The sequence below is a fragment of the Caenispirillum salinarum genome (assembly GCF_044803115.1).
In the GTDB taxonomy this organism is placed as follows: domain Bacteria; phylum Pseudomonadota; class Alphaproteobacteria; order Rhodospirillales; family Rhodospirillaceae; genus Caenispirillum; species Caenispirillum salinarum_A.
Map to the genome: position 1 here is coordinate 1,792,235 of NZ_CP085224.1, position 14,078 is coordinate 1,806,312.

The following is a 14,078-nucleotide window of genomic DNA, read 5'->3' on the forward strand; positions in this document are numbered from 1 at the left end:
AAATCATGAAGCGTCTGGTGCTTCCTGAGATGCGCGCCGAACAGTGGCGAAGTAGGGATTTCCCTGCCATTGTCCGGCCCCGGAGGAGACCCATCCGCCCGGGTGCCGCTCGATAAACTGAGAAATCAGCCGATCGAGGACTTGCGCCTTCGTCTGGTGCGGATGCCGCTTGGGCCACGAACGTCGTGACCGAACATTCCGCGCACCATTCACGTCGGCGCTGGCTGTGTGGCCGCAGTGACGACATTTAAAGGTCGCTCCGCTGCGGTTCTTCCTGTCCACGTAGCCGCAGCGATGGCACTCTTGAGAGGAGTACGCAGGGTTGATTTCCGCCGAACTGACGCCGAAACGCTCGAAAACATCCTTCAACTTTATTCGGATGACCGACCGGCCACAATTTTGAAGGATCCGGTTCATACGCCGGCTAAGCTCAGGAGAACGGAAATCTAAACGCTCTACCGCCAGTTCTTCTGGTCTTTTATTGGCAATAATCGCGTTAATTACTCGCCCGACCTCAGTTTTCACGTAGCCTCGAAGTCGTGTAACTCCTGCTCGATATGCAGGGTCGTCTTTCGGCTTCCGTCCCGCTTTTTGAGCAGCCTGAGCAAGCGCAGTTATCTCAGCATCGAATCGCTTAAGCTTTTCAAACCAGTTCCGACCGAAGAGATCGCCGTCACTAGTAGCAAACATAGTGCGGAGTCCAAAATCTAGACCCAGCACGTCCTTTGCAGGCTGATAGCCGGCGCGGCTTGCTTCAAAAGCTTGGGTCGTTTCTGTTACCACCGCGAAAGCGATAGTGCCGTCGTTGTTCTCGTTAATCTGGATGCCCAGGCATCTACGTCCGGGCCGCATCGTAAAGTACTCATACGTGTTAAGCGGTACATGAACGGTTTCGTAAGCCTTACTAGGTTTACCGGTCTTCGTTGGCCGTCTTTCCGTCGTATTCAGAGTTACCCACAGCGGGAAACTGCTGGCCGTTAGGCTTGGGCCCCATTTCACACCCCGCTGGTCAATCAAAGCATTGATATTCGCCATCCTAGGGCGTCGATGCCGTCTCAGCACTGAGCGCATAATTGATCGTGCCAAGCGTCGCACTGGCTCTGGTACTTCGCTGGTGGTGCTTTTCGCTGTCACCGGGTCCCGGTCGAACCACGCCTCTCGTTTGTTTATGATGTGCAACTGGTGGCGGGTGTTCTGGTCCAATGTCGAGTGTTCAACAACTTTGCGGAAGTCGCTGGCGCAGTTGCTCAAGAAGGAGGTGAGGATGCCGACGACTTGCGAGCGGACCATTTGCACACGAGCTGCGCCGATAGGATCTTCAGGATAAGTGAGCTTCGCCCGCCTGTCGAAAGCGCCTCGGTCAAAGAACAACCGCCACTGTTCCGCTGCAATGCGTTCAGCCGTCCTCCGCCACGCGACCAGAAGACGACGCACAACCGCCTCTTTGCCCGCATTCATCTTGTGCGGCAACGCATCTGTGCGATGTGTTCTTCTGGGCGTATGCTGACGGTTCATTGGCGGTACAAAGTGTGATTCTTGGCGGCTATGTTACCGAAAATACGCTGAAATCCCAACCGCAATGTCCTACGCAGTTGATTGTAGTACGCGCTGATTTTCCGGGGGTGGGCTCGCGTGCAACGTTTGAAACAGGACGAAATGCCATACAGCCGTTTCATCGGGCGGTAACTATAACTTAAGCAATATGCCGTACCGTATGCGGTATCCGGGAACCCCATCCCGCCGCGTCCCGCCGCCATGAAGAGCCCCTCCATGCGCTGGTCCCATTGCCTCCGTTCGCTCCTGACGGCCGCCCTGCTTCTTGGCGCGGCGGCCCCGGCCGGTGCGCTGACGCTGGGCGCCGACCAGCCGCCGCCGGAGGAAATCCCGGCCGAGGACAGGCCGGCTGCCGAGGCCGCCGAGGAGCCCGTGGCGCTGGAGGACGCGCCGCTCGCGCCGCTGCACCCCTACACCAGCATCATTCCGGGCCGGAAGGATCTGGGGCTGCGCGCCTCCTGGCGGGCGCGGGTGGACGTCGGCGGCAGCGAGGAGAACCCCGCCGCCGCGCTGGAACTGCCGCTCGCGCTGACCTACGGTTTCGACAACGGCGCCGACGCGCGGCTGGAGGCGCCGTTGCGGCTGCGTGACGGCGCCCTGAGCGCCGGCGGCTATTCCGGCGACCTGCGGCTGACGGTGGGCCTGCCGGTGACCGACGTGTGGACGGTGCAGCCCTCGATCCGGTTCGGCGTGGCGGGGGCCATGGCGCCGGAGCCCGGGCGGCGGATCATCTCGGGCCGCGTGACCAGCCGCGTGGAATGGCCGGTCAACGACGCCCTGCGCCTGTCGCTCGGCACCACCGCCGAGGGCTATGACGCGGCGCCGCTCGGCGGCGTGAGCGACGGCCTGATGGACCTGACCCTGCGCAACCGCCTGGGCATCGCGCTGGACACCGGCTTCGACGTCTTCGGCGGCGACATCGGCGCCTCCGCCGCGCTGACCGACATCCGCCGCATCGGCAGCGACGGCTTGAGGCGACGGGCGGAGGTCGATATCGGCCTGTCCACCGGCGGCCGGCTGAAGCTGGGCGCCTCCGCCCGGCTGGTGCGCGAGGCCGAGGCCGCGGAAGCCGGCGTGCGGGCGCGGCTGTTCACGCGTTTCTGATGCTCGGTGCTGTGGTGTTGCGCGCCGAGCGGGCTGTCCGAAAGAACTTGAGTAATGCCCTGGGCTATGTCCTTCGGGGATCGGTCGTTGTGGCACTGGCTTAGCACGAATCGCATCTCGCGGTCGCTAAACAGCGCGCCGGATCTTGGCAAAGTAGGGGTTCGTCTGCCACGGTCCGGCCCCGGTGGAGACCCGTCCACCCGGGTGCCGCTTGACGAACTGGGTTACCAGCAGGTCAAGGACTTCCGCTTTCGTGAGGTGGGGCTGCCAGGTAGGCCGAGAACGTCTCGACCCGACAGACCGCGCACCGTCCACGTCAGCGTGAGCTGTGTGCCCACAATGCAGGCACTTGAAGGTATCTTGCTTGCGGTTCCGCTTGTCCACGTATCCGCAAGCGGAGCACTCCTGCGAAGTGTAGGCAGGATTGACCTCGTCCGCGGTGATTCCGAAGCGCTCGAAGAGGTCCTGCAGCTTCGCCCGGATCACCGACCTGCCGCAATTCTGCAGAATGCGGTTCATGCGTCGGCTGAGATCAGGGCTGCGAAAATTGAGACGTTCCAGCGCCAGAGACCTTGGCTTCTTCACCGCCACGATACGGTTCAGCACTCGGCCGATTTCAGTCTTCACAAAGCCCCGTAGGCGTGTTACCGCTGCCTTAAATGCTGGATCACGTCGTGGCTTCCGACCCGCTTTCTGCGCTGTTCGCGCGAGAGCGGTGATTTTGGCATCGTAGCATTTGATCGTCTCGAACCAGGTGCGGCCGAATAAGTCTCCGTCGTCGGTCGCAAACATGGTCCGCAGGCCGAAGTCGAGGCTGACCATTTCAACCGCCGGAGCGTAGTGCTCTCGACTGTCGGCGAATGCCGCGGTCGTCTCGGTCACGATCGCAAAGGTGATGTTGCCGTCATCGGCTTCGTTGACCTGAAGGCCCAGGCAGCGCCGCCCGGTCCGCTCCAGGTGGTGACGATAGGGCACCAAGGGCACATGAATTTCCTGGAATGCCTTGGACGGCTTCCCGTCCTTCGCCTTTTGCCGCTCCATCGTCTTTAGCGTCGCCCATAGCGGGAAACCCGTTGCAGTCTCAGCCGGACCCCACGCGACCGACCTTTGGTCGATGACGGCATTAATGCGGCGCATGGACGGACGCCGGTAGCGGCTAATAACGCATCGCATGATTGACCGCGCGAGCCGCCGGATGTCGTCAGCGATCGGCTCAGAAGCCGCAGTCATAGTCACCGGATCACGGCTGAACCACGCACCGATGCGGTTGATCACGTGCAGTTGGTGCTTGGTCTCGCGGTCTAGAGAGGACTTTTCCACAGTGTGCCGGAACTCACTCGCGCGGTTGGCGATGAAGGAAAATAACATCCCGACGACTTGATAGCGGACCATCTGCACGCGGGCAGCACCAATAGGATCGTCCGGATAGATGATCTTGGCCTGCCTGTTGAAGGCACCATGCTCGAAAAATAGCTGCCACTGCTCGGATGAGACCTGTCGCGCCGTTGACCGCCACGCCCTCAACAGCTCGCGAACGGCCGCCTTTTTACCGCCGTTCATCGCGTGCGGCAGCAGGTCGCAGCGGTGCGTCTTTTTGGGTAGAACTTGTCTCGACATCACCCTACCAAAGCCCCGTAACCTCCTTTACACAACGAGGAACCATCGCGTTACGCTTTACAGTATCACCGGATATAGAACGGAATGGCAACTGAAAAATCTGATGTCTGGCCGAGTCAGCGGTTTCAGGTTCCCGGACAGTTTATCGCCCCCTCTTTTGCTGGTAAGAAGAGGACTGGGCCGACAGGCGGCCCCGCCGGCGCGCGACCGGTGACAGCGGAGATGATAGTGGCGTGGTTCATGGCGCCGTGAGGTGGGTGTTCAAGGGCGTGGCCGCCGTGGTCATCCTGACGCTGGTGATCGGGGCCTTGCTCGCCGCGCGCCTGTCTCAGGGGCCGCTGCCGCTCGACCTGCTCAACCCTTATATCCTGGACGCCGTGAACGGCCCGAATGCCGTTGTGCGCTACAGCGTGGCCGGCACGGAACTGCACTGGGGCGACGTGGCGCAGCCCTTCGACCTGCGGGTGCGCGACGTGCGCGCCTTCGACCGCCATGGCGCCCTTATCGCTTCCGTTCCCGAAGCCTCCGTCAGTGTCGACGCCGGACCCCTGGTGCGCGAGGGCCGGCTGGCGCTTGACGCGGTCACCCTGCATGGCGGCGTGGTGCATTTGCGGCGCGAGCGCGACGGCGCGCTGGTGCTCGCCATGGCCGAAACGCCCGAGGCCGACGCGCCGGCGGTGGAGCGGTGGGCGGGCAGTCCTGCCGATGCCCTGCGCGCCGTCATGCGCGTGCTGGGCCTGGGCGACCAGCCCGGCGACGGGGACGCGCCCGCGAAGGCGGAAGTCGCCGGCGTGACGCTTCCTGGAACCGTGCGCGTCGCCGATGCCCGCGTCGTCATCGACGACCGCATGTCGGGCCTGACGTGGCGCCTGCCGCATGTGGACGCCGAGGTCACGCGCGGCGCCGACCGGGTGGAGGCCGAGGCGTCGGTCTCGCTCGCCCTGCCCGAGGGGCGGGAGACGCTGGTGGACGTGGTCGCGGCGCTCGACCGCCAGGGCGTCATCGACGCCGGCGTCACCCTGCGCGGCCTGCGCCCCGCCGACTTCGCCGCCGTGGACGTGGCCGCCGCGCCGCTGGCGGGTGTCGACCTGCCGCTGTCGGGCACCATCACGGCCACCCTGGGCCTGCGCGAGGACGCCGTGGCGCTGGAACTGCTCGGCGTCTCCCTGACCGGCGGGCCGGGCACCATCGCCGCGCCGGAGCCCGTTTCCCACGCTTGGTCGCTGGACGGGCTGGAGCTGCGCCTGTCGGCATCGGACAACCTGCGGCAGGTGGCGCTGGAGACCCTGGCGCTGGACCTGGAGGGCGACCCCCGCGTCAGCCTGCGGGCGGCCATGGAGCATCGCGACGCCGGCATCGGCCTCAGCCTGGAGGCGCGGGCCGAGCAGGTGGCGGTGGACGCGGTCGCCGGGCTGTGGCCGGAGGCGATCGAGGGCAAGACCCGGCACTGGATCGACGCGCGCCTGTCGGGCGGCGTGGTGCCGTCCTTCACCCTGCGCGCAGGGCTGGCCGGGACGAGCCTGGAAACGCTGGATCTCGTCAGCCTGGCGGGCGAGGGCACGGTGGCCGGCACCGCCGTGGACTACCTGCCGCCCATGCCGGTGGTGACCGGCGCCAGCGCCGACATGACCATGGATGCGACGGCCTTCCGCCTGGACATCACCGACGGCCAGGTCGGCGACCTGCGGGTCACGCGCGGCGACGTCGACTTCCTGCAACTGGACCAGCACCCCCAGCTCGCCGACATCGACCTGACCATCGACGGCCCCCTGCGCGACGCGCTCCGGCTGGTGGACAGCGAGCCGCTGGGCTACGTCTCGCGCTACGGCCTGGGCATCGACGGCGTGCACGGAACCTCCAGCACGCGGCTCGCCATCAGCTTCCCCCTGCTCGACAGCCTGACGCTGGACGACGTGGAGGTGCGCGCCGACAGCACCATCCGCGATGCCGTCCTGCCGGATGCCGCCTTCGGGCAGTCGCTGACCGACGGTGACCTCGCGTTGTCCGTCACCAAGCGCGGCATGACGGTGGAGGGCGAAGCCGCCGTGGCGGCGGTGCCGGCCAAGGTGAAATGGATCGAGAATTTCGAGGACGGCGCCGACTTCCGCAGCCGCTACGAGGCCGAGGCGACCCTTTCGCCCGAGCAGCGCACGGCGCTCGACCTGGACATTCCGCCGCTGTCGCCGCCGTTCCTGGACGGCCCGACCGGCGCCTCGGTGATCGTCACGCAATTGCCCTCGGGCCAGAGCACGCTGGGGGCGACGCTCGACCTGACGCCGGCTGCCATGCACCTGCCGGGGTTCGAGTGGCGCAAGCCGCCGGGAACCTCGGGCCGGGCGACCCTCTCCGCCCTTCTGGCCAAGGGCGGTGCGCTGCGGGAGGTGAACCGCTTCACCGTGATCGCCGGGAACGACCTGTCCATCGCCGGCAGCGTCAGCCTGCTGCCCGACGGCGGTGTCGGCCGGGTGGGGCTGGAACAGGCCAGCGTCGGCGAGACGACCTTCACCGGCGGTGCCTCCTTCCGCCCCGACGGCGGGCTGGACATCGACATCAACGGCGAGGCGCTGGATATGGTCCCGCTGCTGACCGGCGGCGAGGATGACCACGGCGCGGAGGCGGACGGGACTGCCGTTGCCGGAGCGCCATCCGAGGATGGTGCCGGCGACCTGCCGCCGTTGTCCCTGCGGGCGCAGTTCGACGTGGTGTGGATCGGCGAGGACGCGACGCTGGAGAACGCCGTCGCCCACATCATCCGTGATGAAAACGGCTGGCGCGCCATGGACGTCAGCGCGCTGGCGGAGGCCGCCGCGCCGTTGCGCTTCCAGTACCGGCCGCTCGACGACGGCACCGGACGCCATGCCTTCACGCTGGACAGCGGGGCCGCCGGCGTGGTGCTGCGGGCCGTGAACGTGCTGGACACCATGCGCGGCGGCACGCTTTCCGTCCGGGGCACGGTGGCACCGGACGACACCGTGTCCGGCCTGGCCGAAATCCGCGATTTCCGCCTGATGGATGCGCCGGTGCTCGCCAAGGTCCTGTCGGTGGCGGCGCTGACCGGCATCCTGGAGAGCCTGTCCGGCGAAGGCCTGGCGTTCAGCCGCGCCGTCGCACCCTTCGAGATGGAGGACGGCGTTCTGCGCCTGACTGATGCCCGCGCGCACGGGCCGTCGCTCGGCCTGACGGCGGAAGGCGTGATCGGAACGGAGGAGCCGGAGGTGGTGGATGTTCGCGGCACCATCGTGCCCGTCTACGCCATCAACAGCCTGCTGGGCAACCTGCCGGTCATCGGCGACCTGATCACCGGCGGCGACGAGGGCGGCGGCCTGTTCGCGGCGACCTATACCGTGAAGGGCGAGCTTGCGGCGCCCTCGGTCAACGTCAACCCGCTGTCGGTGCTGGCGCCGGGCTTCCTGCGCAAGCTGTTCGAAGCGCCGGCGCCGCAGACGGTGGAGCGTCCGGCCGAGGACGAGGCCGGCGACAGCGATTGAAGATCGTTTTTTGCGATCAAAAAACCGTGTATTTCCAATTTTATAATTTTCGGGCTGGACCCTATTCTCCGGGGTGTCGAAAGAACGAACCCCAGAGACGGAGTGATCCATGTCCCTCATCAACACCGAGATCAAGCCCTTCACCGCCCAGGCCTACAAGAACGGCGAGTTCCTGCAGGTGACCGATGCCGACCTGAAGGGCAAGTGGTCCGTGGTGTTCTTCTACCCGGCCGACTTCACCTTCGTCTGCCCGACGGAGCTTGAGGACCTGGCCGACAACTACGCCGAGTTCCAGAAGCTGGGCGTCGAGATCTACAGCGTCTCCACCGACACCCACTTCGCCCACAAGGCCTGGCACGATACCTCCGACGCCATCGGCAAGATCGAATACACCATGGTCGGCGACCCGACCGGCACCATCAGCCGCAACTTCGACGTGATGATCGAAGAAGCCGGCGTCGCCAACCGCGGCACCTTCGTGATCGACCCCGAGGGCAAGATCCAGCTGGTGGAGATCACTGCCGAGGGTGTCGGCCGCGACGCGACCGAGCTGCTGCGCAAGATCAAGGCCGCGCAGTACGTCGCCGCCCACCCCGGCGAGGTCTGCCCCGCCAAGTGGAAGGAAGGCGAGAAGACCCTCGCGCCGTCCCTGGACCTGGTCGGCAAGATCTAAGGCCTTCGCCTGACCGGCGGACGCGGCGGCCCGTGTGGCGCCGCCGCGTCCCCGCCTTCCTTCGCACGCAGAAGAACAGAACGATATCGGGGGATCCCTCGTCATGTTGGACAGCACTCTCAAGGCCCAGTTGAAGGGCTACCTGGAGAACATCACGCAGCCCGTGGAGCTGGTCGCCGCGCTGGACGACGGCGAGAAGTCCCGCGAACTGGATGAATTGCTGCGCGAGATCGCCAGCCTGTCGGACCGGATCACGGTGGCGCATGCCGATGACGCCGCCGACCTGCGCCGCCCGTCGTTCGCCATCAGCCGTCGCGGCACGGACGTGGCGGTGACCTTCGCCGGCCTGCCCATGGGGCATGAGTTCAACTCGCTGGTGCTGGCGCTGTTGCAGGTGGGCGGTCATCCGTCCAAGACGGCGCAGGACGTCATCGCGCAGGTCAAGGACCTGGACGGCGACTTCCACTTCGAGACCTATTTCTCGCTGTCCTGCCAGAACTGCCCCGACGTGGTGCAGGCGCTGAACCTGATGAGCGTGCTCAACCCCCGCATCCGCCACACGGCCATCGACGGCGGCCTGTTCCCCGAAGAGGTCGAGCGGCGCCAGGTCATGGCGGTGCCGAGCGTCTTCCTCAACGGCGAGCCCTTCGCCCAGGGCCGCATGAGCCTGGAGCAGATTCTGGCGAAGGTCGATACCGGCGCCGATGCCCGCGCGGCGGAGGCGTTGAAGGCCAAAAAGCCCTTCGACGTGCTGGTGGTCGGCGGCGGCCCGGCCGGCGCGTCGGCCGCCATCTACGCCGCCCGCAAGGGCATCCGCACCGGCGTGGCGGCGGAGCGGTTCGGCGGACAGGTGCTGGACACCATGGCGATCGAGAACTTCATCTCGGTCCCCCACACCGAAGGCCCCAAGCTGGCCGCGGCGCTGGAGCAGCACGTCAACGACTACGACGTGGACGTCATGCCGCTCCAGCGGGCCGAGAAGCTGGTGCCGGCCAAGGTGCCGGGCGGCCTGGCCGAGGTGCACCTGGCGAACGGCGCGGTGCTGCGCTCGCGCACCGTCATCCTGTCCACCGGCGCCCGCTGGCGGCAGATGGGCGTGCCCGGCGAGGAAGAGTACCGCAACAAGGGCGTGGCCTACTGCCCGCACTGCGACGGCCCGCTGTTCAAGGGCAAGCGCGTGGCGGTGATCGGCGGCGGCAACTCGGGCGTGGAAGCGGCCATCGACCTGGCCGGCATCGTGGCGCACGTGACGCTCATCGAGTTCGACACGGCCCTGCGCGCCGACGCGGTGCTTCAGGACAAGCTGCGCAGCCTGCGCAACGTGACCATCATCACCAACGGCAAGACGACCGGGGTGAACGGCGACGGGCAGAAGGTCAACGGCCTGACCTACGAGGACCGCGAGACCGGCGATATCCATACGCTGGCGCTGGAAGGCATCTTCGTCCAGATCGGCCTGGTGCCCAACACCGAATGGCTGAAGGGCGGCCCGGTGCGCCTGAGCCCGCGCGGCGAGATCGAGGTCGATGCGCGCGGCGAAACGTCGGTGCCGGGTGTGTTCGCCGCCGGAGACGCGACGACGGTGCCCTACAAGCAGATCGTCATCGCCATGGGCGAGGGCTCCAAGGCCGCCCTCTCGGCCTTCGACCACCTCATCCGCACGGTCCCTGTGGACGAGGCCGAAGCGGCCTGACGAGATGACCTCGTAGTGCAGAGGAAAGCCCCGCCGGTTGGTCCTGCGGGGCTTTTCGCCGGCTGTGACAAGCTTGCGCCGATACCAGTCCGTCGCTATTTTTTGGTATCGGCTTAGGAGGGCGTCATGCCGAGAAACACGTCTGTAAGTTTGGGCGATCACTTCGCGGCCTTCATCGACAACCAAGTCGCAGCCGGCCGGTACGGTTCAGCAAGCGATGTCGTGCGGGCGGGGCTGCGGCTTCTTGAAGAGCATGAGGCGAAGGTGGCGGCGCTGCGTCAGGCCTTGATCGAGGGCGAGGAGAGCGGCCCGCCGGAGCCGTTTGACGTGGAAAGCTTCATTCGCGAAAAACGCCGGGATTCAGGTGCTTGAGCAGGTGCAGTTTCTCGCCTCGCGCCCAGGCCGACTTGTCGGAAATTTGGGATTACACGGTCGAACAGTGGGGCGAGCTTCAGGCGGATAGATACATTCGCCTGATCGCCGGTGTTTGCGACGACCTCGCAGCCGGTCGTCTAAGGGGGCAAGTGCCGAAGCCTTGCGTGCAGGCTACTTTCGGTGTCGTGCCGGCTCCCACATCCTTTTCTATCGCTGGACGTATGGCGGCGGCATCGAGGTGATCCGTGTTCTGCATCAACGCATGGACGTGAATCGGCATCTGTGAGAGATCACGCCGACACAGCCGCCGTTTCCGCAGCAGTTCCCATCACCCGCCGCTTGAGCGAGGCGACGACGCGCGCAGCCGTTTGCCCGTCCCACAGCGCCGGGGGCGGGGCCGTGCGGGGGCCGGCGGCGAGGGCGGCGTGGGCGGCGCGGGACAAATCCGCCGGGGTGACGAGGCGGTTGCTGCCTTCCGTGATCGTGATCGGCCGTTCGGTGTTGGGGCGCAGAGTCAGGCAGGGGATGCCGAGGAAGGTGGTTTCCTCCTGCACGCCGCCGCTGTCGGTGATGACCAGCCGGGCGCCGGTGACGAGGCCCATGAAGTCGATATAGCCCAGGGGCTCCGTCAGCGTCAGGCCCGGCGCGGCCTCCAGCCGGTTCAGCAGGCCGAAGGTCGCCAGCATCTTGCGGGTACGCGGGTGGACGGGGAAGACCAGCGGCGTCTCGCTGGCGACGCTCACCAGCCCGTCGACCAGGGCGGTCAGCGTGTCCTCATGGTCGACGTTGGCCGGGCGGTGGAGGGTGACGACGCCGTAGTCCCCGCGCGCAAGGCCGTGCGCTTCGTGAGACCGGGTGGCCTCGATGCGGTCGCGCAGGGACACGAAGGTGTCGATCATGATGTTGCCGACCCGCTCCACGCAGTGCCCCCGGCCCTCGCGCGACAGGTTCTCGTCGCCGTCGGGGGAGGGGGTCCAGAGCAGGTCCGCGATGCTGTCGGTGACGACGCGGTTGATCTCTTCAGGCATGGTGCGGTCGCCGGAGCGTAGGCCCGCTTCCAGGTGCGCGACGGGGATGCACAACTTGGCGCCCACCAGCGCGCAGGCGACGGTGGAATTCACGTCCCCGACCACGATGATCCAGTCCGGCCGGCGGGCGAGGCAGACCTTTTCGTAGGCGACCATGACGCCGGCCGTCTGCTCGGCGTGGGTGCCGCTGCCGACCTCCAAGTGGTGGTCGGGCCGGGGGATGGAGAGGTCGCGGAAGAAGGCGTCGGACATGGCCGCGTCGTAGTGCTGGCCGGTGTGCACCAGTTCGGTCTCGCACCAGGCCTCCGCCCGCAGCGCGCGCACCAGCGGCGCCACCTTCATGAAATTGGGGCGGGCGGCGGCAATGACATGGATCAGCGGCTTCATGAGGCGTCTCGTCCCGTGGAACTCCTGACAAGCAGGATGGACACCGGGGGACGCCCCGCCTATCCACCGGAAGGGGGCGGGCGGCGGTTCATGGGGGGTGTCAGCGCGTGACGCGTCGCATCCAATTGCGGCCGGCGTAGGCGATGGCATGGACGTGGACTTCGCGTTTTCCTTCATCCACGGAAAACACGACCGTCGTCTTGTGGTCGACGGGAACCGCCCGTACCGGCTCTGCATACCCGCTGCGGACGGTGCCCCGGTGTGGCATCTCGGCCAGCATCTCCAGAAACGCGGCCAACTCCTCCACCTTGCGATCGGCGGCCTCAGGTCCGGCGTGATTGAGGAACCATTCGGCGATATGGTCGACGTCATCTTCGACCAAGCGGTTCAGGACGACGCGGTAGGTCATCCGCGGCCCGCGCTTCGAACTCTCGCCCGCGCCTTTGCGAACGCCTGGTCAACGTCCACGTAGTCTTCACGCGGCGTCGCCATCCGCGCCCGGATTTCCTCGGCCATGGCATTGAGAGCGGCCTCGCGCTCGATCTCGTCGCGGATCATCTCTTCCACGGCGGCGGCTACGGCGGCGCTGGTGGAGGCGTAGACGCCTTCCTCCACCTTGGCCTTGAGGAACTCGGCATGGCGGTTGGTGAAGCTGAGCGTGGTCTTGACGGTCATGGCGGCGCCTCATCGTCGTGCGGTATGACTTGGTCACACTATCGCGAAAGCCGCCCAACGGCAACGGGCGCTCCCGGTTTCCCGAAAGCGCCCGTCTTTCAAGCCACAGGGGCGTTTCAGGCCGGCTTCACCAGCGCGTGGCGCTTCTTGCCGGCGGAGACCTTGATGTGGTCGCCGTCCAGGTCGGCCAGCGTCACCACCCGCTCCTGGTCCGTCTCCGACGCATCGTTGAGCTTGGCGCCGCCCTGCTTGACCAGCCGCCGCGCCTCGCCCTTGGACGCCGTCAGTTCCAGGCGGACCAGCAAGTCGACCAAGCCGACGCCCGCTTCCAGATCGGCGCGCGGCACCTCGATGGTCGGCAGGTCGCCGCCGGCGCCGCCCTTTTCGAAGGTTTCCTCCGCCGTGCGGCGCGCGGCCGTGGCGGCGTCGCGGCCATGGGCCATGGCGGTGGCCTCGTCGGCCAGCACCTTCTTGGCGTCGTTGATCTCGGCACCCTGAAGCTGCTCCAGCCGCGCGCATTCCTCCAGCGGAAGCTCGGTGAACAGGCGCAGGAAACGGCCCACGTCGGCGTCTTCCGTGTTGCGCCAGAACTGCCAGTAGTCGTAGGGGCTGAGGCGTTCCGCGTTCAGCCACACCGCGCCGTTGGCCGTCTTGCCCATCTTGGCGCCCGAGGCGGTGGCGAGCAGCGGCGAGGTCAGGCCGAAGACCTCCTTGCCGTCGCAGCGGCGCGTCAGCTCCACGCCGTTGACGATGTTGCCCCATTGGTCGGACCCGCCCATCTGCAGGCTCACGCCCATCTTGCGGTTCAGCTCCAGGTAGTCGTAGGCCTGGAGGATCATGTAGTTGAACTCCAGGAACGACATGCTGTGCTCGCGCTCCAGCCGCTGCTTGACGCTTTCGAACGTCAGCATGCGGTTGATGGAGAAGTGGCGGCCGTAGTCGCGCAGGAAGGCGATGTAGTTCAACTGGTCCAGCCAGTCGGCGTTGTTGACCATCACCGCGTCGGTCGGGCCGTCGCCGAAGGTCAGGTACTTGGCGAAGACGCTCTTGATGCCGTCCATGTTGCGCGCGATGGCCTCGTCGTCCAGCAGCTTGCGCGCCTCGTCGCGGCCCGTGGGGTCGCCGATGCGCGTGGTGCCGCCGCCCATCAGCACGACGGGCTTGTGGCCCGCCTTCTGCAGGTGGCGCAGCATCATGATCTGGATCAGCGAGCCGACGTGCAGGCTGTCCGCCGTGCAGTCGAAGCCGATATAGGCCGGCACGACTCCGTCGTACATCCGGGCGTCGAGGCCCTCGATGTCGGTGCACTGGTGGAGGTAACCACGCTCCACCACGGTCCGGATGAACGCGGAACGGTGAGTGCTCATGGGAATCGTGCCTTTTGTTCTTGCCAGTCTTGATCGGCGTTGCGGGAAGGGGGGTCGTTTAGCACAATCGCACCCGCCCGACAACGCAGCCCCGCCATGCAAGGACGCCCGCCGCCG

11 protein-coding genes and 1 pseudogene are annotated in these 14,078 nt (G+C 66.3%); 6 read left to right on the top strand and 6 right to left on the bottom strand.

Annotation, left to right across the window (positions count from 1 at the left end):
• Window positions 1–3: 3 nt before the first annotated feature.
• Window positions 4–1,470: a zinc ribbon domain-containing protein gene (locus tag LG334_RS08090; RefSeq protein ID WP_404385033.1), complete on the bottom strand. Its 1,467-nt coding sequence runs from the start codon at window positions 1,468–1,470 to the stop codon at window positions 4–6.
• Between the two features lie 300 nt (window positions 1,471–1,770).
• Here LG334_RS08090 and LG334_RS08095 point away from each other — a divergent pair, with 300 nt between their 5' ends.
• Entirely contained in the window at window positions 1,771–2,658 is an 888-nt protein-coding gene (locus tag LG334_RS08095) for a hypothetical protein (protein ID WP_404385035.1), read from the top strand.
• Between the two features lie 126 nt (window positions 2,659–2,784).
• Here LG334_RS08095 and LG334_RS08100 read toward each other — a convergent pair whose 3' ends face one another.
• Entirely contained in the window at window positions 2,785–4,275 is a 1,491-nt protein-coding gene (locus LG334_RS08100; protein ID WP_404385037.1) for a transposase, read from the bottom strand.
• Window positions 4,276–4,508: 233 nt separating this feature from the next.
• Between LG334_RS08100 and LG334_RS08105 the strand changes: the two genes are divergently transcribed.
• From LG334_RS08105 to LG334_RS08125, 5 genes and pseudogenes are all read left to right on the top strand, one after another.
• A complete protein-coding gene (locus tag LG334_RS08105) occupies window positions 4,509–7,763 on the top strand; it encodes a DUF3971 domain-containing protein (RefSeq protein ID WP_404385039.1) in 3,255 nt (1,084 codons plus the stop codon).
• Between the two features lie 109 nt (window positions 7,764–7,872).
• Window positions 7,873–8,436: an alkyl hydroperoxide reductase subunit C gene (ahpC, locus tag LG334_RS08110; protein WP_404385041.1), complete on the top strand. Its 564-nt coding sequence runs from the start codon at window positions 7,873–7,875 to the stop codon at window positions 8,434–8,436.
• A gap of 103 nt (window positions 8,437–8,539) precedes the next feature.
• Window positions 8,540–10,129, top strand: coding sequence for an alkyl hydroperoxide reductase subunit F (gene ahpF / locus LG334_RS08115; RefSeq protein WP_404385043.1), 1,590 nt, complete (start codon window positions 8,540–8,542; stop codon window positions 10,127–10,129).
• Between the two features lie 126 nt (window positions 10,130–10,255).
• Window positions 10,256–10,501 (top strand): type II toxin-antitoxin system ParD family antitoxin, encoded by a 246-nt coding sequence (locus LG334_RS08120; protein ID WP_404385045.1) that lies wholly within the window; start codon window positions 10,256–10,258, stop codon window positions 10,499–10,501.
• A gap of 35 nt (window positions 10,502–10,536) precedes the next feature.
• Window positions 10,537–10,790: pseudogene (locus LG334_RS08125) on the top strand (type II toxin-antitoxin system RelE/ParE family toxin).
• Between the two features lie 4 nt (window positions 10,791–10,794).
• On the opposite strand, the gene wecB reads toward LG334_RS08125, so the two are convergent.
• From wecB to tyrS, 4 genes are all read right to left on the bottom strand, one after another.
• Entirely contained in the window at window positions 10,795–11,919 is a 1,125-nt protein-coding gene (wecB, locus tag LG334_RS08130) for a non-hydrolyzing UDP-N-acetylglucosamine 2-epimerase (RefSeq protein WP_404385047.1), read from the bottom strand.
• Between the two features lie 100 nt (window positions 11,920–12,019).
• Window positions 12,020–12,328, bottom strand: a complete 309-nt coding sequence (locus tag LG334_RS08135; protein ID WP_404385050.1) for a type II toxin-antitoxin system RelE/ParE family toxin — start codon at window positions 12,326–12,328, stop codon at window positions 12,020–12,022.
• Window positions 12,325–12,594, bottom strand: coding sequence for a hypothetical protein (locus LG334_RS08140; RefSeq protein WP_404385052.1), 270 nt, complete (start codon window positions 12,592–12,594; stop codon window positions 12,325–12,327). Before LG334_RS08140 ends, LG334_RS08135 begins: the two co-directional genes overlap by 4 nt.
• Window positions 12,595–12,710: 116 nt before the next feature.
• Complete coding sequence (gene tyrS, locus LG334_RS08145; protein ID WP_404385054.1) at window positions 12,711–13,961, bottom strand: tyrosine--tRNA ligase; 1,251 nt, start codon at window positions 13,959–13,961, stop codon at window positions 12,711–12,713.
• Window positions 13,962–14,078 lie beyond the last annotated feature (117 nt).